Annotated in this window: 19 protein-coding genes; 6 read left to right on the forward strand and 13 right to left on the reverse strand. The window is 69.0% G+C overall.

The window, feature by feature from the left end; all coding sequences use genetic code 11:
* Positions 1–436: 436 nt before the first annotated feature.
* Positions 437–748, reverse strand: coding sequence for a DUF1244 domain-containing protein (locus tag CSW60_RS20285; RefSeq protein ID WP_099538943.1), 312 nt, complete (start codon positions 746–748; stop codon positions 437–439).
* 69 nt (positions 749–817) lie between these two features.
* Between CSW60_RS20285 and pip the strand changes: the two genes are divergently transcribed.
* Both pip and CSW60_RS20295 read left to right on the forward strand, forming a co-directional pair.
* Positions 818–1,903: a prolyl aminopeptidase gene (gene pip / locus CSW60_RS20290; RefSeq protein WP_099538944.1), complete on the forward strand. Its 1,086-nt coding sequence runs from the start codon at positions 818–820 to the stop codon at positions 1,901–1,903.
* Positions 1,904–1,986: 83 nt separating this feature from the next.
* On the forward strand, positions 1,987–2,703 hold the full coding sequence (locus CSW60_RS20295; protein WP_099539197.1) for a hypothetical protein: 717 nt from the start codon (positions 1,987–1,989) through the stop codon (positions 2,701–2,703).
* Between the two features lie 4 nt (positions 2,704–2,707).
* Here the strand turns inward: CSW60_RS20295 and CSW60_RS20300 are convergent, their stop codons facing one another.
* Positions 2,708–3,208: a PIN domain-containing protein gene (locus tag CSW60_RS20300; protein ID WP_099538945.1), complete on the reverse strand. Its 501-nt coding sequence runs from the start codon at positions 3,206–3,208 to the stop codon at positions 2,708–2,710.
* Entirely contained in the window at positions 3,208–3,447 is a 240-nt protein-coding gene (locus tag CSW60_RS20305) for a type II toxin-antitoxin system Phd/YefM family antitoxin (RefSeq protein ID WP_099538946.1), read from the reverse strand. The genes CSW60_RS20300 and CSW60_RS20305 overlap by 1 nt, the downstream gene beginning before the upstream one ends.
* 206 nt (positions 3,448–3,653) lie before the next feature.
* On the opposite strand from CSW60_RS20305, the gene CSW60_RS20310 reads away from it, so the two are divergent.
* A complete protein-coding gene (locus CSW60_RS20310; protein WP_099538947.1) occupies positions 3,654–5,018 on the forward strand; it encodes a cation:proton antiporter in 1,365 nt (454 codons plus the stop codon).
* Positions 5,019–5,026: 8 nt separating this feature from the next.
* Here CSW60_RS20310 and CSW60_RS20315 read toward each other — a convergent pair whose 3' ends face one another.
* A complete protein-coding gene (locus tag CSW60_RS20315; protein WP_236634320.1) occupies positions 5,027–5,254 on the reverse strand; it encodes a CsbD family protein in 228 nt (75 codons plus the stop codon).
* 67 nt (positions 5,255–5,321) lie between these two features.
* On the reverse strand, positions 5,322–6,869 hold the full coding sequence (locus CSW60_RS20320; RefSeq protein ID WP_099538948.1) for a tryptophan halogenase family protein: 1,548 nt from the start codon (positions 6,867–6,869) through the stop codon (positions 5,322–5,324).
* 172 nt (positions 6,870–7,041) lie between these two features.
* Between CSW60_RS20320 and CSW60_RS20325 the strand changes: the two genes are divergently transcribed.
* Positions 7,042–8,295: a Xaa-Pro peptidase family protein gene (locus tag CSW60_RS20325; RefSeq protein WP_099538949.1), complete on the forward strand. Its 1,254-nt coding sequence runs from the start codon at positions 7,042–7,044 to the stop codon at positions 8,293–8,295.
* 10 nt (positions 8,296–8,305) lie between these two features.
* Here the strand turns inward: CSW60_RS20325 and CSW60_RS20330 are convergent, their stop codons facing one another.
* The 4 genes from CSW60_RS20330 to CSW60_RS20345 all read right to left on the reverse strand — a co-directional run bounded on the left by CSW60_RS20330 (position 8,306) and on the right by CSW60_RS20345 (position 12,840).
* On the reverse strand, positions 8,306–9,532 hold the full coding sequence (locus CSW60_RS20330; RefSeq protein WP_099538950.1) for a PQQ-dependent sugar dehydrogenase: 1,227 nt from the start codon (positions 9,530–9,532) through the stop codon (positions 8,306–8,308).
* Positions 9,533–9,594: 62 nt separating this feature from the next.
* A complete protein-coding gene (locus CSW60_RS20335; RefSeq protein WP_099538951.1) occupies positions 9,595–10,638 on the reverse strand; it encodes an oxidoreductase in 1,044 nt (347 codons plus the stop codon).
* Between the two features lie 71 nt (positions 10,639–10,709).
* Positions 10,710–11,984 (reverse strand): MFS transporter, encoded by a 1,275-nt coding sequence (locus CSW60_RS20340; RefSeq protein ID WP_099538952.1) that lies wholly within the window; start codon positions 11,982–11,984, stop codon positions 10,710–10,712.
* 31 nt (positions 11,985–12,015) lie between these two features.
* A complete protein-coding gene (locus tag CSW60_RS20345; protein WP_099538953.1) occupies positions 12,016–12,840 on the reverse strand; it encodes a 2-keto-4-pentenoate hydratase in 825 nt (274 codons plus the stop codon).
* A 185-nt stretch (positions 12,841–13,025) separates the two neighbouring features.
* Here CSW60_RS20345 and CSW60_RS20350 point away from each other — a divergent pair, with 185 nt between their 5' ends.
* Positions 13,026–13,391, forward strand: coding sequence for a BlaI/MecI/CopY family transcriptional regulator (locus CSW60_RS20350; protein WP_099538954.1), 366 nt, complete (start codon positions 13,026–13,028; stop codon positions 13,389–13,391).
* A gap of 5 nt (positions 13,392–13,396) precedes the next feature.
* On the opposite strand, the gene CSW60_RS20355 is transcribed toward CSW60_RS20350, so the two are convergent.
* A complete protein-coding gene (locus CSW60_RS20355; protein ID WP_099538955.1) occupies positions 13,397–14,218 on the reverse strand; it encodes a DUF2306 domain-containing protein in 822 nt (273 codons plus the stop codon).
* Between the two features lie 167 nt (positions 14,219–14,385).
* Between CSW60_RS20355 and CSW60_RS20360 the strand changes: the two genes are divergently transcribed.
* Positions 14,386–15,399 carry a helix-turn-helix domain-containing protein gene (locus CSW60_RS20360; RefSeq protein ID WP_161495665.1) on the forward strand — a complete coding sequence of 338 codons (1,014 nt, stop codon included), beginning with the start codon at positions 14,386–14,388 and terminating at the stop codon, positions 15,397–15,399.
* Here CSW60_RS20360 and otsA read toward each other — a convergent pair.
* The 3 genes from otsA to CSW60_RS20375 all read right to left on the reverse strand — a co-directional run bounded on the left by otsA (position 15,396) and on the right by CSW60_RS20375 (position 20,665).
* Positions 15,396–16,886, reverse strand: a complete 1,491-nt coding sequence (otsA, locus tag CSW60_RS20365; RefSeq protein WP_099538957.1) for an alpha,alpha-trehalose-phosphate synthase (UDP-forming) — start codon at positions 16,884–16,886, stop codon at positions 15,396–15,398. The genes CSW60_RS20360 and otsA overlap by 4 nt on opposite strands.
* The gene (gene otsB, locus CSW60_RS20370; protein ID WP_099538958.1) at positions 16,883–17,668 is read right to left on the reverse strand and encodes a trehalose-phosphatase; all 786 of its coding nucleotides are present in this window, start codon (positions 17,666–17,668) and stop codon (positions 16,883–16,885) included. Before otsB ends, otsA begins: the two co-directional genes overlap by 4 nt.
* A 120-nt stretch (positions 17,669–17,788) precedes the next feature.
* On the reverse strand, positions 17,789–20,665 hold the full coding sequence (locus CSW60_RS20375) for a TonB-dependent receptor (RefSeq protein WP_099538959.1): 2,877 nt from the start codon (positions 20,663–20,665) through the stop codon (positions 17,789–17,791).
* Positions 20,666–20,733 lie beyond the last annotated feature (68 nt).

Here is a 20,733-nt window from a genome sequence, read left to right on the forward strand (position 1 = left end):
GACGGGCTTACAGCCAGACACGCCCTTTTGCCTTCAACCACGCCAACGGCGCGGGTCTGGCCAGCAACCAGATCCCCGGACCGTTCGAGTATCCCCCTCGAACCTGGCCCCGCTCGACCGCCCCCCAAAGCCGCGAAGGTCGCTGGCCGCGCGCCCTCCCCAGTGCTTCGAGGTGGAGACAGGATAAGGCGGTTTCGGAGGGGGTGGATGAGAAGGCGGGAATGCTCGTCGGAGACATCACCCTCTCCCCCGGGGAGAGGGAGGGACCCGCGCATCGCGCGGGAGGGTGAGGGATGTCCCGCTCGCCGAATAAAGCTTAATTCAATCAGGCGCTTGCGCGGCCTGGAGGGCGGCTTCGCCAAACCCTCACCCTCCCACGCCTGACGGCGCGGGCCCCGCCCTCTCCCCGTGGGAGAGGGGTTCTATTCCCGTCCCTTTACGAGCGTTCGGCGCGCAGCTTCTCGTTCAGCGCCAGGCTCGCCTCCATCCGCGCCAACTGTTCGGGCGTGGCGGGCGTCTGGTGCTTGGCCTTCCACTCGGCGGCGGGCATGCCGTGGACAGCCGCGCGGGCGGATTCCTTGCTGATCGCGCCCTCTGAGGCCTCGCTGACCCAGTCGCCCAGGCAGTTGCGGCAGAAGCCGGCCAGGCCCATCAGGTCGATGTTCTGGGCGTCGGCGCGCATCTGCAGGTGCTCGACCAGGCGGCGGAAGGCGGCGGCCGCGTGGCGGTCTTCGATCTCTATGGTCATGTCGCTCGCTCGGATTGAGGCCGCATTTCCTCTAGAGACTATGGCGGCCTCTTTCGACAGGATTCGACGATGGACTTCTCGCGGCTTCGCACGACCAGCAAGGTCACCAACGAGTGGACCTATCCGCAAGGCGAGCCCCTGCGCACCGGCTGGCTGCGGGTCGACACCGCGCCGGACCACGAGCTCTATTGGGAGGAATATGGCCGGGCCGACGGCGAGCCGGTGATGTTCCTGCACGGCGGGCCGGGCGGGGCCTGCGCGCCGGTGATGTCGCGCTTCTTCGATCCCGACCGCTATCGCGTGATCCTGTTCGACCAGCGCGGCTGCGGCAAGAGCCGCCCGACCGTGGCCGCCGACGGGCCGGAGAAGGCTCTGGCGCACAACACCACCGATTATCTCGTCGACGACATCAACGCCCTGCGCGACGCGCTGGGGATCACCGGCAAGATGCACGTCTTCGGCGGCAGTTGGGGCAGCACGCTGGCGCTCGTCTACGCCATCCGCCATCCGGATAAGGTCGCCTCGCTGATCCTGCGCGGCATCTTCCTAGGGTCCAAGGAGGACCTGCTCTACATGTACCAGGGCAACGCGGCGACCTTCGCCGAAGAGCCCTACGGCCTGACCGAGCCGGGCGCCTACATCGCCTATCCGGACGAGTGGAAGGCCTTCGTCGAGGTCATTCCAGCCGAGAAGCGCGGCGACATGATGGGCGCCTACAAGGCGATCTTCGACATGGTCCCGACGACCGACGCCGAGCGCGACCTGCAACTGCGCGCGGCCCTGGCCTGGTCGGTCTGGGAGGGGACGATCTCGAACATGATCCCGGCCGCCAGCGACCCGGGCAAGTTCGGCGAGGCCGCGTTCGCGCTCAGCTTCGCCCAGATCGAGGCCCACTTCTTCGCCAACGATCTGTTCCTGAAGCCCGATGAGATCACCGACGGCGTCGGCGTGTTGAAGGACGTTCCGGTCCACATCGTCCACGGCCGCTTCGACCAGGTCTGCCCGCTGACCCAGGCCTCGCGGCTGGTCGCGGCGCTTGAGCGGGCCGGAACGCCGCCGGCGACCTATGTCATCACCGACGCCGGCCACAGCGCCATGGAGGGTCAGACGGTGCTGGCGCTGACGGCGATCATGGACGGGCTGCCGAGGCTCTAGAGATCACGAAGACGCGCGCGACGGAACAGGCTGAACCGCTCCGGGGTTGAACCCGCATGGATCAACCGTGCGAGTTCACGACGATGACGTCGCCAGTTCAAAAGCCTTCCGTCAGCGCGCTGAAGCGCTGCGGCGTGGCCGTCCTGGCGCTGTGTGTGGGGATGGGGGCGGCCGACGCGGCGCAGGCGGGAAAGCGGCAGAAGGCCCCTCAGACATCGGCCGAAGCCAATAGCGACAACCTGGGCTCGGCGGTGGTGGCCCCGCTGCGCGACATCAATGTTGTCCGCTCCGAGATTCCTGACCTCCTGAAGAAGGCCATCGTCGATCCCTACGCCCCGCCCAAGACGGGCTGCGCGCCGCTCAAGGCCGAGATCGCGCAGCTGGATGAGGTGCTGGGCGACGACTACGACGACCCCAAGGACGACAACGACGACGAGAGTGTCTCCAGGCCCGTGCTCAGCGTCGTGGCCAGCACGATCACCGACGTGATCCCGATGCGCGGCTGGGTCCGTCGCCTGACCTGCGCCGAGCGCCACGACCAGCAGGTGCGCGAGGCGATCAAGGCCGGCTTCGTGCGCCGCGCCTATCTGAAGGGCCTGATGAACGCCGGGACCTGCCAGGGCGAGCGGACGGTCTATGTCTCTGCCAAGGCCGCGCCGAAGCCGCCGCTGGTCGCCGCCGAGGCCGTCCCGGTTCACGTCGCGGCCGCGCCGGCCGCGCCGCCGGTTCTGGTCTCCTCGCCCATCGCTCCCTTCACGACCATCGTGGCGGCGGCGGGCGACACTTCGGGCGTGCAGTAGGGCCTCAGCCCCGCACGAAGATGTTGCGCAGCCACTGGGCGCCGGCCTTGGCGGCCTGGCCCCAGTCCTCGTCCTCGTCGACGGCCTCGGGCTTGTAGGTCCAGGGGTTGAACAGCTTCAGGCGCGGGACCTTGGCGAAGGCGGCCTGGTCTCGGGTCGCCAGGGTCAGGCCGTGCTCAAGGGCCGTGGCGGCCAGCAGCGCGTCGCGGCCGTCGGCGAGCGCCAAGCTCGCGCGGCGGCGGACCACGGCGGCGTCGATCGGCAGGATGCGGCCTTCGAAGGCGCGGGCGACGCGGTTGTCGAGCCAGTCGCGCAGCCCCGCGCCCCCCGCCTTGTCCTTGCGCTCGACGCGGGCGACGGCGGTCTCCAACTCAAAAAGGGTCAGGGCCGAGACGAACAGGGCTGTCCGCGCCGCGCCTGACGCCCAGGCCGTCAGCGCCGCGTCGGCCCGGCCGCCCTTGGCCTCGCGCAGGGCGTAGACGACCTCGGTGTCCAGCAGGTGCATCAGCGCTCCCAGGTCTCGGGCGCGCGGGCGGTTTGCAGATCGAGCGGGGGCAGGGGCGAGGGCATGGCCAAGAGGTCGACGATCGACTCGGTCTGGCCGCTGAGCCGGCGATAGGTCTCGATGCTCATCAGCACGTGCGTGGGCTTGCCGCGGTCGGTGACGAACACCGGCTCAAGGCGCGCCGCGCGCTTGGCCTGGCTGACGTCTTGATTGAACTCGCGGCTGGTGAGGACCTTCATCGCGCGCTCTCTAGGGAGGGAATGACAGGGCTGTCTGTAGGTACGTTACTACATAGTGCTCTTCCAGCAACAGAAAATTCGCCAGCAAAAACAATCTGCTGACGGGCGTGTCAAAAACGCCGTCCGGGGATTGCGCCGGAGCGGCTTCTCTGGTCGGCATGGCGACAAGGCGCAAAGCCAAGACGATCCGTTAGGGGGCCTATCCGTTGTCCGACCTGCTTGCCGACACGCTGAAAACCGCGTCCGAAATCCTGTCTCCGCACGGTCCGGCCACGAAAGCCGCCGCCCACAGCTACGCGCCGGGCGATTTCTCCATCCATTTCTTCCTCCAGCTGGCCGTGATCCTGCTGGCCTGCCGCGTGGTCGGCTGGCTGGGCAAGAAGCTGCTGGCCCAGCCGCAGGTGGTGGGCGAGATGATCGCCGGCGTGATTCTGGGCCCGTCGCTGCTGGGCCTCCTGTTCCCCGACTTCCAGGCCGCGCTGTTCCCCAAGGAGACGCGGAACGTCCTCTATGTCGGCTCGCAGCTGGGCGTTGGCCTCTACATGTTCATCGTCGGCACCAGCTTCCAGGCGGGCCACTTCCGGTCCAAGGCCAAGAGCGCGATGAGCGTCTCGTTCGCCGGCATCGCCGCGCCGTTCGTGATCTCCGCGATCATCACGCCCTTCCTGCTGAAGGTCCCGGGCCTGTTCGCGTCCAGCATCAGCCAGGCCAACGCCACCCTGTTCATGGGCGCCTGCATCGCCCTGACGGCCTTTCCGATGCTGGCGCGGATCATCAACGAGCGAGGCCTGGCCAAGACCTCCCTGGGCACGCTGTCGCTGACCGCCGGCGCCTTCGACGACGCGGTGTCGTGGTGCGTGCTGGCGCTGGTGCTGGCGACGTTCGGCGGCGGGCCGGGGGTGGCGATCCTCGCCATCGGCGGCGGCCTGGCCTACCTCGTCTTCATGGTCCTGTTCGGCAAGCGCATCCTGGCGCCGCTGGGCCGCATGGTCGAGCGCGACGGCGAGATGAGCTTCACCGTCCTGGCCCTGACCCTGATGGCCTTCTGTCTCTCGGCCTTCCTGATGGACGCCGTCGGCATCCACGCCATCTTCGGCGGCTTCCTGCTGGGCGTCTTCATGCCGCGCGGCCTGTTCGTCGAGGAGCTGAAGAAGAAGGTCGAGCCGATCGCGGTGGTGCTGCTGCTGCCGATGTTCTTCACCTATTCGGGCCTGAACACCCGGATGGACATGGTCAACTCACTGGAACTGCTGCTGATCGCCCTGGGGATCCTGGCCGCCTCGGTGCTGGCCAAGTGGGGCGCGTGCTACGCCGCCGCGCGCCTGACCGGCGAGAGCCACGACACCGCCATGGGCATCGGCGCCCTGATGAACTCGCGCGGCCTGATGGAGCTGATCATCATCAACATCGGCCTGCAGAAGGGCATCATCGGCCCGACGCTGTTCTCGATGCTGGTGCTGATGGCGATCGTCACCACGGTGATGGCCAGCCCGCTGTTCGAGGTCGTCTACGGCAGGAAGGCCCGCGCCAGCGGTAAACTGGGCGCGGTCCCGGAAGGCGTTGGGGCGTAGCCCCGCGTCTACTTCTTCGCCTCTTTCACCGCGTCCTTCAGTTCGCCCTGCTTCACATTGCCGGCGACCTGGTCCTTCTTGCCCTCGGACTTGAGGTCCTTGTCGCCGACGATCTTGCCCGCGCCGGACTCGATCTTGCCGACGGTCTCCTGCTTGCGGCCGGCCTCCTTGTCGCAGGCGGCCAGGCCCGCCACGGCGAAGGCCAGCGTCAGGGGGAGGAGAAGGCGATGGGTCATGGATAGCGCTCCGAAGCTTGGGTGTGTCGCGCCCTAGAACGCGAGCGGAGCCGCAAACGATCCCAGCTTAGGCCAGCGCCCGTTCCTCGAAGCCGAAGCGGTTGATCTGGGCGATCAGGTCGCGGTGGCTGGGCAGGTCCTGGGTGGCGCGATCGGCGAAGCCGCGGATCTTGGCGAACAGCTTGGCCGCGCCGGCCGTGTCCGGAAACTCGTCCGCGCCGTCGGCCAGGTCGGTGGCGAAGCCCATGCCGTACAAGATGTACTGGTAGTTGAAGAAGGCGAAGGTCTCCAGATCGAGGATGAAGTCGAACCGCGCCGGCGGCCGGTGACGCCATTGCTCCAGGAGCTCCTGGAGCCGTTCGGGGATCGTGGCCGGATCGGTGTTCTCGCGCCAGAACCGCTCGGGCCGGCGGCTCAGGGCGTAGTGCAGCTTCAGGAACACGATGATGTTTTCGTAGCGCGCCGCCATCAGCTCGTTGAAGCGGCGGGCCGGGGCGCTGACCGGCCCGGTGTGCGGGAAGAGCTCGGCGATCATCGCCACGGCCGCTTCGATCAGCACGACGCCCGTCGACTCCAGCGGCTCCAGGAAGCCGGCCGACAGGCCCACGGCCACGCAGTTGCCGATCCACTGCTTCTCGCGATAGCCGGCCTCGAAGGCGATGCGGCGGGTTTCGACCTCGGCCCCGACATAGTCGCGCAAGATCGCCTCGGCGCGGGCGTCGTCGATGTGGTTGCTCGAATAGACGCAGCCGACGCCGCGCGCGCCCGACAGGCCAATGTCCCACAGCCAGCCGGCCTCGTGGGCGGTCGCGATGGTGTAGCTCTGGATCGGCGCGTCGGGGCGCGCGTAGGGCGCGCGGCAGGCCACGGCGCGGTCGGCGAACAGCACCGGCCGGGCCGACTTGAACGGGGCGTTCAGCGCCTTGCCGATCAGTTCGGCGCGGAAGCCGCTGCAGTCGATGTAGAGGTCGGCCGTGAGGTCGCCGTGTTCGGGCGAGGCGATGCGGGCGATCGCCCCAGCGTCGTCGAGGGCGACTTCGCCGACATGGCCTTGCAAGTGGCGAACGCCCAGTTCCCGCGCGCGTTCGGCCAACACCTCGGCCAGCTTGGCGGCGTCGAAGTGGTAGGCGTAGTTCAGCGGCCCCGAGAAGTCGCTCTCGTGCGGCCGCTTGGGCGCGCGGGCCGCGTCGGCGACGCGCGCCTGGATGGTGACAGCCTCGGCGAACGGCGCGCGCGCGGCCTCGTCCTGCAGCAGCCAGTAGGGCGCGAGGCTGACGCCATCGGTCGAGAACGGCGCCTCGAACGGGTGGAAGAAGCTGTGACGGCGGCCTTCGGCGGGGGCGTCGCCCCAGTCCACGAAGCGGATGCCCTGCTTGAAGGTCGCCGAGGTCTGGCGGATGAACCGCGCCTCGTCGATCCCCAGGAATTGCAGGGTGCCGCGGATGGTGGGGAACGTAGCCTCGCCCACGCCGATGGCGCCGATCTCGGGCGACTCCAGCACGGTGATCGACAGATGCGTCTGCTCGGCGATCCGCAGGGCCTTGGCCAGATAGGCGGCCGTCAGCCACCCGGCTGTCCCGCCGCCCACGATCAGGATGCTGCGTCCGCGCTTCATGGGTTGATAGATAGCAGAGTTCTTGGGCGGAGAGAGGCTTTCGGCGGCGCGGGCACCCCTATCGAACAAGGCGACCCGTCATTGGACTTGTCAGGATCCGGACCGATGGCGGACAAGACCATCCGCCTTGAGTCCGCATCGGCGTCGGCTCGCGGTGTTTGGGGGAAAGCGTATGGGTGCGTTGGATAGACTTGGTCGACGGGGCTTTCTGGCCGGCGTCGCCGCGAGCGCGGTCGCCACGGGCGGTCAGGCTTGGGCGCGCCAGGCGCCTCTGAAGAAGCTGACCGACGGTCTGGCCATGATCGGGCCCGCCGAACGGCAGGCCCGTCTCGTGCGCGCCCAGGCGCTGATGGCGCAGCTGGGTCTTTCGGCCGTGATCACCGAGGCCGGCTCGTCGATGGACTATTTCACCGGCGCCCAATGGAGCCGTAGCGAGCGGCCGACCTTGGCGATCCTCCCCCGCGAGGGGCAGGTCGGCATGGTGATGCCGAAGTTCGAGGAAGGCTCGATCCGCCAGAGCCTGTCGGTCCCCGCCGAGGTGCGCACCTGGGAGGAGGACGAGAGCCCTTACGCCATCGCCGCCGGCCTGCTGGCGGACCGCAAGCTGGCCAAGGGCAAGATCGGCGTCGAGGAGACGATCCGGGACTTTATCGTCCAGGGCCTGGCCGGGGCCTTGCCGGACGCCCAGATCGTCCCGGGCGCGGCGGTGTTCCGCGGCTGCCGGATGATCAAGACCCCGGCCGAGATCGCCCTGATGCAGGCCGCGTCCGACATCACCGTCGCGGCGCTGCGCCACACGCACGCCAATGTGCGGGCCGGCATGGGGCCGCGCGACATCGCCGCCTTGATGGCCGAGCGGACGACGGCGCTGGGCGGACGGGTCAGCTTCAACCTGATCCTGATCGGCGAGGCCAGCGCCTATCCGCACGGCTCGCGCCAGCCGCAGGTGCTGAGCGAAGGCCAGGTCGTGCTGATGGATTGCGGCTGCAATGTCGGCGGCTATGAGTCGGACATCTCGCGCACCTTCGTGTTCGGCGAACCCACCGCCCGCCAGCGCAAGGTGTGGACCGACGTCCAGCGCGGCCAGCAGGTCGCCTTCGAGGCCGCCCAGATCGGCGTCGAGGCCGGGTCGGTCGATCGCGCGGTTCGGGCCTATTACGAGAGCCTGGGCTGGGGGCCGCGCTACAAGCTGCCGGGCCTGTCGCACCGGACTGGCCACGGCATCGGCATGGACGGACACGAGCCGGTCAACTTCGTGATGTCGGAGACCACGAAGCTGGCGCCGGGCATGTGCTTTTCGGACGAGCCAGGCATCTACATCCCTGGCGAATTCGGCGTCCGGCTGGAGGACTGCATCTACCTGACCCAGCAGGGGCCGCGCTGGTTCAGCCAGCCGCCGCCGTCGCTGGACAAGCCGATGGGCTGAGGCGCGGCGCCTACGGCTTCGGCGTGATGCGGATCACCTTGCCGTCGTCGTCATCGGTCACGACGTAGATCGCGCCGTCGGGGCCAACCTTCACGTCGCGGACGCGGCCGCCGATGTCGGTGAACAGGCGCTCTTCGCCGACGACCTTGCCGTCCTTGAGGACCAGGCGATCGACGTGCTGCTCCCGCAGCGAACCGATCAGAAGGCTGCCCTTCAAGGCGGGGAACAGGTTCGCTTCGTAGAAGGTCATGCCCGAGGGGGCGATGACAGGATCCCAGTAGTAGACCGGCTGTTCGAAGCCGTCCTTCTGGGTGATCCCGTCGCCGATCGGCTTGCCGGAATATTCCTCGCCATAGGTGATCACGGCCCAGCCGTAGTTCTTGCCAGGCTCGGGATGGTTCAGCTCGTCGCCGCCGCGCGCGCCGTGCTCGACGGTCCAGAGGCGGCCCATGGGATCGAGGGCGGCGGCCTGGATGTTGCGGTGGCCCAGCGACCAGATCTCCGGCTTGGCCCCCGGCGTCTTCACGAACGGGTTGTCGGCGGGGATCGAGCCGTCGGCGTTGATGCGGATGACCTTGCCCAGGGTGGCGTCCAGGTTCTGGGCCTGGACGCGGCCCGGCAGGATCGAGCGCTCGCCGGTGGTGATGAACAGCTTGCCGTCGCGGGCGAAGACAAGACGGCCGCCAAAGTGCAGGGCGCTGTCCATCTTCGGCGCCTGGCGCCAGATGACCTGGACGTTCTCAAGCTTCGGCGCGGCGCCAAGGACCAGCTTGCCGCGCGCCACGGCCGTGCCGTTCACGCCGCCTTCGGCCTCGGCGTAGCTCCAGTAGACGAGGTTATTGGTCGCGTAGGCGGGGTCCAGCGCCACGTCCAACAGGCCGCCCTGGCCCGATGCGAACACCGCCGGCAGGCCGGCGACGGCGGGCGATAGCTTGCCGTCCTTGGAGAGCACCCGCAGGCGGCCCGCGCGCTCGGTGACCAGCAGCTCGCCCGACGGCAGGAAGGTCATGCCCCACGGGTGATCCAGGCCGCTCGCCAGCACCTGGTACTGGCCGATGACGCCCGAGCTCAGGCCCGGCGCGCGGGTCTGGTTCGGGAAGGCCGGCTTCTGCTCGGGCGCATTGGGCGGCCGAGTCTCGACCGGCGCGCCGGCTTGGCCGGGCTGAGCGGGCGCGGGGCCGCAGGCGACGAGCGCGACGGCGAGGGCGGCGGAGGCGGTGAGCAGGGATGAGCGCATGACGGGAGCTTAGGATGGTTTCGGGGCAGGGGGCTAGGCGGTTGAGGTTTTAGGAAGCTCGCTCACAACGCCACCTCCCGCCGCGCGTCGCTCGCCGTCCGCGCCAGCTCCAGCAGCTCCATCACCCGCAGCGCCTCGTCCAGCGGCACGGGAGGGCGCGCGCCCACAACGATGGCTTCGCGGACCCCGGCGTAGAAGGCGCGGTAGTCGGCGGGCTCGGGGCTGACGTCGGCGCGGACGGGGGCATCGTCCTCGACGGTGGTCAGCACGCCGTGGCGGGTGTCGCGGCCATAGCTGGGCGCGCCGGGGACCATGCCGGCCTTCAGCTGGGCCTCCTGCGGGTCGAGGCCGTGCTTGACGAAGCTGCCGCCGGTCCCGTGGACGGCCAGGCGGAGGTCGCTGGCGGCGGTCAGCAGGCTGCCGTGCAGAATGACGCGCAGGGTCGGATAGCGCAGGACCACGTGGAAGTAGTCGTCGGCCTCCGCGCCAGGGCGCTGGACGCCGATGTCGGCCGAAACCGCCAGCGGTTCGCCGAACAGCAGAAGGGCCTGGTCCAGCAGGTGCGGCCCCAGGTCCATCCAGGCGCCGGCGCCCGGACCGGCCCGCTCGCGCCAGCGGTCGCGGACCACGGGGCGGAAGCGGTCGAAGTGGCTCTCGTACTGGACGATCTCGCCCAGAACGCCGTCGCGGATCAGCCGTTGAAGGGTCAGGAAATCGCTGTCCCAGCGGCGATTGTGGAACACCGTCAGCCGGGTTCCCGCGCGCTGGGCCGCGTCGGCCATCATGCGGGCCTCGGCGGCGGTCAGGGCGAAGGGTTTGTCGACGACGACATGCTTGCCGGCTTCCAGCGCCGCGATCGCTTGCGGGGCGTGCAGGGCGTTGGGCGTGGCGATGACCACGAGCTCGATCGCGGGATCGGCGAGGGCGGCGTCCAGATCGGCGACGACGCGGACGTCCGGATGGTCGGCGGCGACCTTGGCCGGATCGCTGGAGACCACGGTCGCCAGCTTGAGCCCCGGCGTGGCGGCGATCAGCGGGGCGTGGAAGGTCTTGCCGACATAGCCGAAGCCGACCAGGGCGACGTTCAGGATGCGAGAGTGGGGCATGGCGAAGCTGTAAACGAAAAGGGCCGGGGATTGCTCCCCGGCCCGGATCGCGATCGCGTGAAGCGCGGTGGTTAGATCTTCACCGGCTCCATCTTGGGCGTCAGCAGGTGCACCACCAGCAGGGCGATCAGATAGGCGCTGCCGGCGACCAGGAAGATCGGGGCGTAGGTGCCGATGCTGTCCAGCACCTTGCCGATGTACTTGGAGAACACCATGCCGCCGAACGCGCCCAGCATGCCGCCGATGCCGACGACCGAACCGACCGCGCCGCGCGGGAAGACGTCCGAGGGCAGGGTGTAGAGGTTGGCCGAGAAGCCCTGGTGGGCCGCGGTGGCGACGCCGATGATCAGAACGGCCAGCCAGACCGAGCTGGCGTACGAGGCGAAGATCACCGGCACGGCCAGCAGGGCGCAGACCAGCATGGTCAGCTTCCGGGCCTTGTTGATGGTCGCGCCGTTCTTCATCAGGGTCGAGGACATCCAGCCGCCGGCCACGCTGCCGACGTCCGACAGCAGGTAGATGGCGATCAGCGGCGGGCCGAAGGTCTTGAGATCCAGGCCATAGCGCTTGCCCAGGAAGTCCGGCAGCCAGAACAGGAACATCCACCAGATCGGGTCGATCAGGAACTTGCCCAGGGCGTAGGCCCAGGTCTCGCGCTTGGTCAGCAGCTTGGTCCAGGCGATCTTCTCGACCGGGTCGGCGGGGTCCTGCTCGATATAGGCCAGCTCGCCGGCGGACAGGCCCTTGGCCTCGCGCGGGCGGCGGTAGACGATCAACCAGATCGGCAGCCAGACCAGGCCCGCGACGCCGGTGACGATGAAGGCCATCTGCCAGCCGAAGGCCAGCACGATGCCCGGCACGACCAGCGGGGTGACGATGGCGCCGATATTGGTGCCGGCGTTGAACAGGCCCGTGGCGAAGGCGCGCTCCTTCTTGGGGAACCACTCGGCCACGGCCTTGATGCCGCCCGGGAAGCCGCCGGCTTCGCCGATCCCTAGGCCCATGCGCGCGGCGATGAAGCCGGTGATGTGGCTGGCGCCGGCGTGGGCGATGTGGGCGACCTGCCAGATCAGGAAGGCGATGCCGAAGCCCCAGCGGGCCCCGATCTTGTCCATGATCTTGCCCCACGCCAGGTAGGCGATGGCGTAGGCCAGCTGGAAGTAGAAGACGAGGTCGGCGTAGTGGGTCTCGTCCCAGCCGAATTCCTTGGAGAGGTCCGCCTTCAAAAGGCCGATCGTCTGGCGATCGACGTAGTTGATCACCATCGCCGCGAACAGCAGGCTGACGACGATCCAGCGATAGCGACCGATCTTCTCGGATGGCTCGGGCGGCTTCGAAACGTCCATGAACCTTGGCCTTCCTTCCCTTAGTGTTCTTTTATTTCGCCGGGACGGCGACGCAGTCCACGGTTCCGAACGGGCCGAAATCCACGTGGGCCACGTCTCCCGCCACCACGTCGTGAATGCCCGTGGTCGCGCCGGTCGTGACGATCATGTCCTTCTTCAACGGCTTGCCGCGCGCGGCGACCGCGCCCAGCAGGAAGGCCAGGGCCGCCAGCGGCGAGCCCGGAATGGTCGCCGCGGTGGCCTTGCCCACCGACTTGCCGTTGATGAGGGTCTCGACGGGCATATCCTCCCAGGCGATGTCGCGCCAGTTGGAAATGGCCTGACCAATGATCTGACCATCGTTGTTGCCGAAGTCCGAGGCCACGACCGTCGGGCCCAGGGCGTTGATGGTCTTCAGCGGGCTGCCGGCGATCTCGACGCCGACCAGCAGCTCGCCCACGTACTCGGCGGCTTCCTCGGCGGTCCACTGGGTCTTGCCGGCCGGGGCGTCCTTGCCCAGGCGAATGATGAACTCGGCCTCGACGGCGCAGAAGCCGCCTTCGATGGCGCGGAACCTGTTCGGCTGGCCGTCGGTGTTGGCCTGCTGGACCTTGGACTTGAAGATGCAGCCGGCCAGGCGCTCGGCGCCCAGGCGCTCGCGGTGCTGCGGCGGCACAAGGCCCACCTTCCAGCCGACCAGCTCGTCGGGCCAAAGATCGATGGCGATGTCCTGAACCGCGTAGCCGTCGGCCATGGTCGCGGGAATCACGCCGCCCGGATAGCCGGGGACGCAAACACCTTCCTGGCGAGCCTTGACGAACTGGGGAGCAATGGCCTCGGGCGCGAACGCCTCGCTATGGGCCTCAGAAACGGTCACGCCGCGGATCCTCCCTAGAATTCGGCTCAAGCCCGGCTTGGCGGGTTTGCCCGAGTCTCTAGTGGAAACCGGTGTCATTGACAATGAGGGGGTGAACCCGTCGCGGCGGGATTGTACGGGGTTCCGGCCGCTTGACACCAGCGACAGCGCGTATAGCGTCGCTGAGAATTACGGACGTAAGCGCCATGCACATCACCGCCGCCGAAGCCCATGTCATGGAAGCGCTCTGGCGCCGCGCGCCCCTGTCGGCCGACGAGTTGGTCGCCGAGGTCGGCGGCGCGCAGAACTGGGGCGAAGCCACCGTCAAGACGCTGATCAACCGCCTGCTGAAGAAGAAGGCGATCAAGTCCGAGCGCGCCGAGGGCCGCCACGGCTACCGGCCGCTGGTCGACCGCAGCGCCTATGTCCAGGCCGAGAGCCAGGGCCTTCTGGACCGCCTGTTCGAGGGGCAGTTGGCCCCGCTGATCAGCCACTTCGCCCAGCATCGCCCGCTGAAGGCGGACGAGGTGGCCAAGCTGAAGAAGCTGATCGAAGGGCTGGAAGAGCGCTAGTCCTCCTACAGATACGGCCCCCACATCATCATGATCGCGCCAAACACGCCCGCCGCCACATAGGCGGTCGAGGCGAGGATCAACGCGCCGACGGCCAGCTTCATCGCGGGCCTCGCGTCGCGTTCGGCCGCGAAGTACAGCTCCAGGATCGCCAGCGGGATGAGGTAGCTGCCGAACGCCAGCACGATGTCCGCCGGGCCGTCCATCCGTTTGGTCATGCCGATCGGTCGCCCGTTCACGACGATCCAGCCCATCAGGCCGACGCGCAGGAACCAGACGCCGCTGACCACCATGAACGTCCGCATCGCCCAGCGTCTATGCTGGTCGAAACGCCTCGCCAGGGCCGCGCGCCAGGCCAGGACGGCGAAGGCCAGGATCAGGGCGGCGTCCAGCAAGATGGCGACGGCGGAGATCGCCGAGAGATAGCTCCCGCGCGCGATCGTCATCCAGACGCCGCCCAGCGCCAGGAAGCAGGCGACGGCCAAAAAGACACGACCCGTCCATCGGTGCAGGGCGGGAGCGGCGCGCCGAAGGGCTGGGACAAGCTGGGCCAGGCCCGCCAGGGTCACCACCGCGGCCAACAGGACGTGGGCGGCGAACATCGCGTTGCCGGCGGCGTCGCCTTTCACGTAGCCGGTGATCAGCGGCTTGTCGTTCCAGGCGGCGAAGCTTCCGGACGCCGTCCGGGTCCCGTAGAACGCGACGATGAAATAGATGAACGCGGCCTGGCCCAGCGCCGCGACGACGAACCAGAGCCGGGCCGCCCAACCCAGGACGCTTGCGGCGTCCAAGCTGTTTGCGCGCGCTGAAACTTCGGTGCTCGACATGTGACCTCCTTCGACTCCGGCGACGCGCCGGTCGTCGCAGGTCGATGGGGCGGCGGGCGATCGGCCGTCTCGCCGATTTGGAAATCGGCCAAAGATTCCGGGTCCGCGCGCTGGACAGCGACGGGCTAAGCTGCGCGATGATGCGACGCGAACCGGCTGAATGGCGCATGGACCTGACGCTCACCTCCTTGACCGCGGACACCGCCGCCAACGTCGCGCCGAAGCCGCCCGGACGGCTGCGCGCCCACTGGGCCCTGACCACCGTCTCGCTCGCCTGCTTCATCCTGGGCCAACTGCTTGGAACGCACGCCGGCGTCTGGACGACGCCGCTGGCCATCGGCGGCGCGGCCAGTTGCGGGTTTTCCTGGCTGTTCACGCGGGCGGTTTTCGATCCGGCGCCGCATGACGCCCGCTGGTCCCGGATCGTGGTGCTTGTCGTCTTCCTGACGGGCGTTGCGGTGGTCCTGGGCGATGGCCTGGCGACGCCGATCCTGCGGGTGATCCAGAACACGCACGCGCTTGGTAGCTCGACGGTCCTGATGCTGACCTTCGTCGAACCCTTCACGGGCTACCGTCGCGACCTGCCGGGCGCCGAGAAGCGGTTCCGCATCGCCTTCGTCGCCGTCTACGCCGCGCTGATGGGCAGCTCCGTTCTGGCCGTCAATCAGCCCGGCGCGGGCGCGGCGGACCGCGAGCTGGCCGAGCTGGTCAAGACGATCTGCGCATCGGCGGCCTTGCTGTTCTGCGGTGCGGCGGCGTGGTTCCGCGCCCGTCACCCCCTGACCGCGCCAGGCGCGCGACGAACGGCGCGGATAGGTCAGGGCGCCGAGGACGCCGACTTGGCCCGCCGCATCACATGGCTGCTTCGCGAGGAGGAGATCCACGCCGCGCCCAATCTGAAGGTCGCCGATCTGGCGCGCCGGCTGGGCGAGCCGGACTACAAGGTCACGCGCTGCATCACCGCGACCCTGGGATTCGCCAACTTCAACCAGATGATCAACGCCCACCGGATCGCGCGCGCCCGGCGGATGCTGGCTGACCCGGCGCTGCGCGGCCGGCCGATCCTGTTGATCGCCCTGGATTGCGGCTTCGGCTCGATCGGGCCGTTCAACAGGGCGTTCAAGGCGGTGGTCGGCGTGACGCCGCGGGCGTTCCGCGGCGCCAGTCTGCTAGAGCCTTAGGCGCGCACCGCCGTCGCTTCCGGACCCTGGGCTCTCAGAGCCTTGGCCGCGACGTCCAGCGTGCGCACCGGCGGCTCGGGAACTTCGTCGCCGTCGTCGTCCGGACCCGGCCGCTCTCTTAGCGCCGCCACGAAGTCGTCGCGCCAGGCGGTGACGTCCTCGCGCCGCACGTTGTCGAACAGGGACTCCCAGCGCCTCTTGCGCTCTTCCAGGCTCATCGACAGGGCGCGCTCCAGGGCGTCGGAGATCTCCTCGGGGCTGTTCGGATTGATGATCAACGCGTCCTTCATCTGCCGCGCCGCGCCGGCGAAGCGCGACAGGATCAGCACGCCGGGATCGTCCGGGTTCTGGGCCGCGACATATTCCTTGGCCACCAGGTTCATGCCGTCGCGCAGCGGCGTGACCAAGGCCGCCTTGGCCGCGCGATAGACCCCCGCCAACTCGTCGCGCCGGTAGGAGCGGTTTACATAGCGGATCGGCGTGAAGTCCATCTCGGCATAGGCGCCGTTGATGCGGCCGATCAGGCCGTCCAGCCGGCCGCGCAGGTCCTGATAGGCCTCGACCTGATCGCGCGAGATCGGGGCGATCTGCAGCAGCATCACCTCGCGCCGCATCTCCGGATGGTCGTGCAGGAACCGCTCGTAGCCGACCAGCCGCTCCTCCAACCCCTTGGAATAGTCCAGCCGGTCGACGCCCACGATCATCTTGCGGAAGACGCTGTGGGCCATCATCCGGTCGTAGGTCTTCCGGGCGTTCTCGCTGTTGACGATCTCGGCGAAATCCTGGGCGTCCACGCCGATCGGGAAGGCCTCGGCGCGGGTCCGTCGTCCGAAGGCGACCAATTCGCCGCGCGCGTTCTTCGAGCCCTGCACCTCCGAGAACACGTAGCCCTCGAAGGCCTGCAGCGACTCCTCGGTCTGGAAGCCGATCAGGTCGTAGTCGAACAGGGCCTCCACCAGCTGGCGATGGCGGGGCAGGGTGACGACCAGCTGGTGGGCCGGCCAGGGGATGTGCAGGAAGAAGCCGATGCGGTTGGTGATCCCCATCCGCCGCAGCTCGCGGGCCACCGGGATCAGGTGATAGTCGTGCACCCAGACGATATCGTCGGGCTCGATCAGCGGCGCCAGGGTCTCGGCGAACCGCCGATTGACCCGGTCGTAGCCTTCGCCGAACGAGCGGTCATAGGCCGTCAGGTCCACGCGATAGTGGAACAGCGGCCACAGCGTCTTGTTGGCGTAGCCGTTGTAGTACTCCTGGTAGTCGGTCTCCTCGAGATCGACGGTGGCGACCGTGACGCCCTCGATACGCTGCATGTTCAGCTGGCCGGTGAACTCCGGAATGGTCTTGCCGCTCCAGCCGAACCAGATGCCGGAATATTCCCGCAGCGCGGCGGCCAGGGCCATGGCCAGGCCCCCGACGCTGCTTTCGCCGCCCTCGGCGGGGTTGGGCGGGTTGACGCGGTTGGAGACGACGATCAGGCGGCTCATGCGTGGACCCCCGCCGTTTCCGTCAGGCGCTCCAGCCAGTCGAGGACGGCGTCTGGACCGCTCAAATGGTGGCGCGCCTCGGTGGGGCGCGGCGGACCGGCCAGCACGCCGAAGCCGCCCAGGCGGCGCGCGGCGGCGAAGCCGTCCTCGTCGGTGAGATCGTCGCCCACGAAGATCGGGGTCGCGCCGACGAACGGCGCCTCGTTCAGGAACGCGGCCACGGCCGAGCCCTTGTCCGCTCCGGGCGTGCGCAGCTCGGCGACCATGTCGCCCAATTGCAGGACAAGGCCCGTGGATTGCGAGAGCCGCTCGGCGGCCTCGATCACCGCCTCGGCGCAGGTCGGCGCGTTGCGATAGTGCAGGGCGACGCTGAGGCCCTTGTCCTCGAACAGCAGACCGCGCTCGCAGTCGGCCAGCTCGCCCAGGATGCGGCGGGCGTCGTCCAGGCCGTCGTGCGGTTTCAGCTCGACCACGCCGCCGCCGGCGGTGCGGCGCACAAGGCCGTGGATGGCGCCGATCGCCGCGACGCCGCCGCCCAGGATGTGGTCGAGGTCCGGCAGCGAGCGCCCGCTGACCACGGCCACGCGGTCCTCGAACCGATCGCGCAGCCGCGCGATCACCCGCGCGCGGCGGGCGTCTGGCCCGACGTCGTCAGGGCGCGGCATGATTGGCGCCAGGGTGCCGTCAAGATCCAGGAACAGCGCCGTACGGCGGGCGAGATTGAGCGGCGGGGGCGAGAGATCCACGGACTCCGCCCGCACGACCGGCGTAGCCGCGGTCATGACGAGAACCCCCTCATCTGTAAGCAACATGCGCCAAGAACGCCGAACAGCGAGGTTCGATCCCGCGAACGCTGAAGCTCACGGGTTTGTGCGGGGGATGTGAGGGGCCGGACGAGGGTCTTAGAACAGCAACTTCCGCACGCTGAACTGCACCACCCGGCCGCGCGGATCCAGGTAGTCCGGCTGGTAGGTCACGGGGATGACGCCGTTAGCGTCGCGGACGGTCTGCTTCTCGTCGAACAGGTTGTTGACGGCCAGGGTCAGGCGGGTCCCACGCAGGAGCGGATATTTCTGAACGAGGTCCCGCCGGACGCCGAGATTGGCGAACAGGCGCAGGTTGACCGTCGCCAGGCTGGAGAAGTCGAGATCCGTCGTGGCGCCGCCGGCGCCGCTGTCGACGTGCGTGCCGCTCTTCCAGTTGGCCGTCACGCGCGCGCCCAGGCCATAGCGGGTGATCCCCGCCTGGGCCTCGACCTCGTTGCGCGCCTGGCCGCCGCCCGAGCCGATCACGTCGCCGTTCAGGAGGTCGAGGACCGGAATCCCGTCGGCGATCGTCACGCGCTCCTTCAGGTGGACGGTGTGGAACAGCGCCAATTGCAGGCGCGTGGCGCGCGGGTTGCCGCCGCCGCCCCCCCGACCGCCGAAGCCGCCGCCGAACCCGCCGCCAGGGCCGCGCGCGCCGTCGCCGCGTCCGCCGCCGTCGAAGCCCGTGCGCGGGACGGTGTCGCCAACCGCTGGGGCCTGGGCCTGCTGCTGGGCGTTGGGATCGGACGGGGTCTCGGTCGCCGGCGTCTGCGGACGATCCGCCGTGTCGCCGCCCGACGGCGCGGCCTGCCCGGCGCCGAAGCGCGGACGGGCGTCGCCCGGCTGAGGCGCTGGCGCCTTGCCGATCTGGCGCGAGAAGTTGAAGCCCCAGCGGAACTGCTCGCTCTCGCGCTTGGCGAAGTTGACGGGCCGGGTGTCGATGCGCGTCAGCACGCCGCTCGCGTCGCGCGTGAAGCGGTCGGGGAAGGCCGCTTCCACCGCCGCCGTGGCGGCCGGGAAGCTGGCGACCGGGTTGTCGACCCGCACGCGGCTGTAGTTGGCGGTCAGGGACAGGCCTTGGATCTGGTCGGGCTTGTAGGTCGCGCCCAGGCGCAGGACGTTTCGGGTCTCGGCCCGCAGGTCGGCGTTGCCGCCGCTGATCCGGGTGACGTCGACGCTCTGGCCGCGCACATAGTCGAAGATCTGGCTGTTCGGCGTGGTGATCAGCGGATTGCCCAGCTGGCTGATGCTGGGGGCGTTCTCCTGGCGGGTGGCCGAGACGATGAAGCTGACCGGCTTGATGGGGGACCAGTTCACCCCGCCGCCGATCGTGGTCAGGCTTCCGAAGTCCGAAACCGAGCGGATGGCCAGGTTCAGGTTGGTCGACAGGTCGCCGATCCCGGCCCGCACGCCCTTGCGGCGGCTGGCCAGCGGCAGGTCGAAGCTGACCTGGGCGTTGGCGTCGCCGCGCGACAGTTCGCTGTCGCTCTCCACGCCCGAGCGGCGCGAGGTGGCCGTCAGGCGCGAGCCGGTGACCCCCAGCTTCAGGGTCGTCGACAGGTCGCCGGCGCGGAGTTTCGCCAGGGCGCCGTTGGCGACGAACTGCAGGTCGCCGCTGTCGGTGGTCGAGCGAGCGCGGTCAGCGTTGACGGAAAGGCCCGTCAGCGGCGCGAACGGATTGAACGTCGGGTCCAGCGCGGTCAGACGCGCCTGCGCGCCGGTCACATCGACGCTGCGATCGGTCTCGGTCTTGCTGACCGCGTGGTCGTAATTGCCGGTCAGCGACAGCCGCAGGGTCTCGGTGTCGCGGTTGAGGGTGAAGCCGGCGTGGCCCGCCAGATTGCGGTTGGTCTGACCCAGGGCGTCCTGGTCGCCGAGATAGCGGTAGAGGGCGACGTCCTGGCCGAAGGGCGAGAAGGGATCGGCGGCGGGGATCACCAGGCGCGCGCGGGCGGGGCCCAGCAGGGAGTCGCTCTGCGACGCCGTCAGGCCCAGGTTCAGCGTCGCCGAGACGTTGTCGAGGATGTAGCGGTTGGTGACGCTGTTGATCGATACCTGCCGATTGCGCGGCAGCAGGGTGCGATCATCGGTGATGTCGCTGGCGTTGGCGCGGTTCGCGCCCGGCAGGAAGGCGGACAGGGGCTGAGCGGCGCCGGCGGCCGAGGCGGGGACGCCCGCGACGGTTACCGGCGAGCCGGCGAGGGCGCTCAGCGCCGTCAGAGAGCCGCCAGACGCGGGCGAGATATTGCCGGTGAAGTCGTAGAGGCCGCTGTTGCTGCGGCTGACCAGATCGCGGTCGCTTTCCAGCAGCTCGTCGGCGTTCTGGATCTTGATGGCGAGGTTGGTACGGCCGTCGCGGTTCAGGCGCAGCTGGCTCCAGTTCAGCTGCTCGGTCGCCTGGCCGCCTTCGGTAGAGCCGCCGACCGTGGCGTCCACGGTCTGGGCCCGGAAGCGCTGGCGCAGCACGATGTTCACGACTTTCTGGTCGGCGGTGTAGCCGTACTTGAGGGCCACCTCCTCGGGCAGGATCTCGACGCGCTGGATCGCTTCGGTCGGGATGTCGCGGATTTCGCCCGGGCCCGAGATGCGGCGGCCGTTCAGCAGCGTCACCGGATCGCCGCCGAGCCCGCTGGTGGTCTGGGGCGCCAGCTCGGTCAGAAGGTCCTCCATCGACGAGACGCCGAACGAGCGCACGTCGGCGGCGCTGAAGGTCTCCTCGGGCGGAATGTCGCCAAGCACCGCGCCATAGGGCTTGCCGCTGGCGGTGATGGTGATGGCCTCGACCTCGGTGTCCAGGTCTTCGGGCGTCACTGGCTTCTGCGCCGTCTGCGGCGCGCGCTGAGGCGTCGCTGCCGGTGCGGCGGCGGGCTTGGCTTGGGAGGCGGGGGCGGCGGGTTTGGCGTCCTGGGCGTGGGCGGCGCCGGCCGCGACAAATCCCATGAACCCGACCAGGGCCAGCTTGTGGCTTGTCAAGGAACGTCTCCGAAGTCTCAAAGTCCCAAGATCGCCGATGCCTGCCGCATGTGGCGTCCGGATTTCAG

It is taken from the genome of Caulobacter sp. X (assembly GCF_002742635.1).
In the GTDB taxonomy this organism is placed as follows: Bacteria; Pseudomonadota; Alphaproteobacteria; order Caulobacterales; family Caulobacteraceae; genus Caulobacter.

Coding starts and splice junctions, on each gene's coding strand:
- CSW60_RS20285 (WP_099538943.1), bottom strand. CDS start 748: ATGACCATAGAGATCGAAGACCGCCACGCGGCCGCCGCCTTCCGCCGC.
- pip (WP_099538944.1), top strand. CDS start 818: ATGGACTTCTCGCGGCTTCGCACGACCAGCAAGGTCACCAACGAGTGG.
- CSW60_RS20295 (WP_099539197.1), top strand. CDS start 1,987: ATGACGTCGCCAGTTCAAAAGCCTTCCGTCAGCGCGCTGAAGCGCTGC.
- CSW60_RS20300 (WP_099538945.1), bottom strand. CDS start 3,208: ATGCACCTGCTGGACACCGAGGTCGTCTACGCCCTGCGCGAGGCCAAG.
- CSW60_RS20305 (WP_099538946.1), bottom strand. CDS start 3,447: ATGAAGGTCCTCACCAGCCGCGAGTTCAATCAAGACGTCAGCCAGGCC.
- CSW60_RS20315 (WP_236634320.1), bottom strand. CDS start 5,254: ATGACCCATCGCCTTCTCCTCCCCCTGACGCTGGCCTTCGCCGTGGCG.
- CSW60_RS20320 (WP_099538948.1), bottom strand. CDS start 6,869: ATGAAGCGCGGACGCAGCATCCTGATCGTGGGCGGCGGGACAGCCGGG.
- CSW60_RS20325 (WP_099538949.1), top strand. CDS start 7,042: ATGGGTGCGTTGGATAGACTTGGTCGACGGGGCTTTCTGGCCGGCGTC.
- CSW60_RS20330 (WP_099538950.1), bottom strand. CDS start 9,532: ATGCGCTCATCCCTGCTCACCGCCTCCGCCGCCCTCGCCGTCGCGCTC.
- CSW60_RS20335 (WP_099538951.1), bottom strand. CDS start 10,638: ATGCCCCACTCTCGCATCCTGAACGTCGCCCTGGTCGGCTTCGGCTAT.
- CSW60_RS20340 (WP_099538952.1), bottom strand. CDS start 11,984: ATGGACGTTTCGAAGCCGCCCGAGCCATCCGAGAAGATCGGTCGCTAT.
- CSW60_RS20350 (WP_099538954.1), top strand. CDS start 13,026: ATGCACATCACCGCCGCCGAAGCCCATGTCATGGAAGCGCTCTGGCGC.
- CSW60_RS20355 (WP_099538955.1), bottom strand. CDS start 14,218: ATGTCGAGCACCGAAGTTTCAGCGCGCGCAAACAGCTTGGACGCCGCA.
- CSW60_RS20360 (WP_161495665.1), top strand. CDS start 14,386: ATGGACCTGACGCTCACCTCCTTGACCGCGGACACCGCCGCCAACGTC.
- otsA (WP_099538957.1), bottom strand. CDS start 16,886: ATGAGCCGCCTGATCGTCGTCTCCAACCGCGTCAACCCGCCCAACCCC.
- otsB (WP_099538958.1), bottom strand. CDS start 17,668: ATGACCGCGGCTACGCCGGTCGTGCGGGCGGAGTCCGTGGATCTCTCG.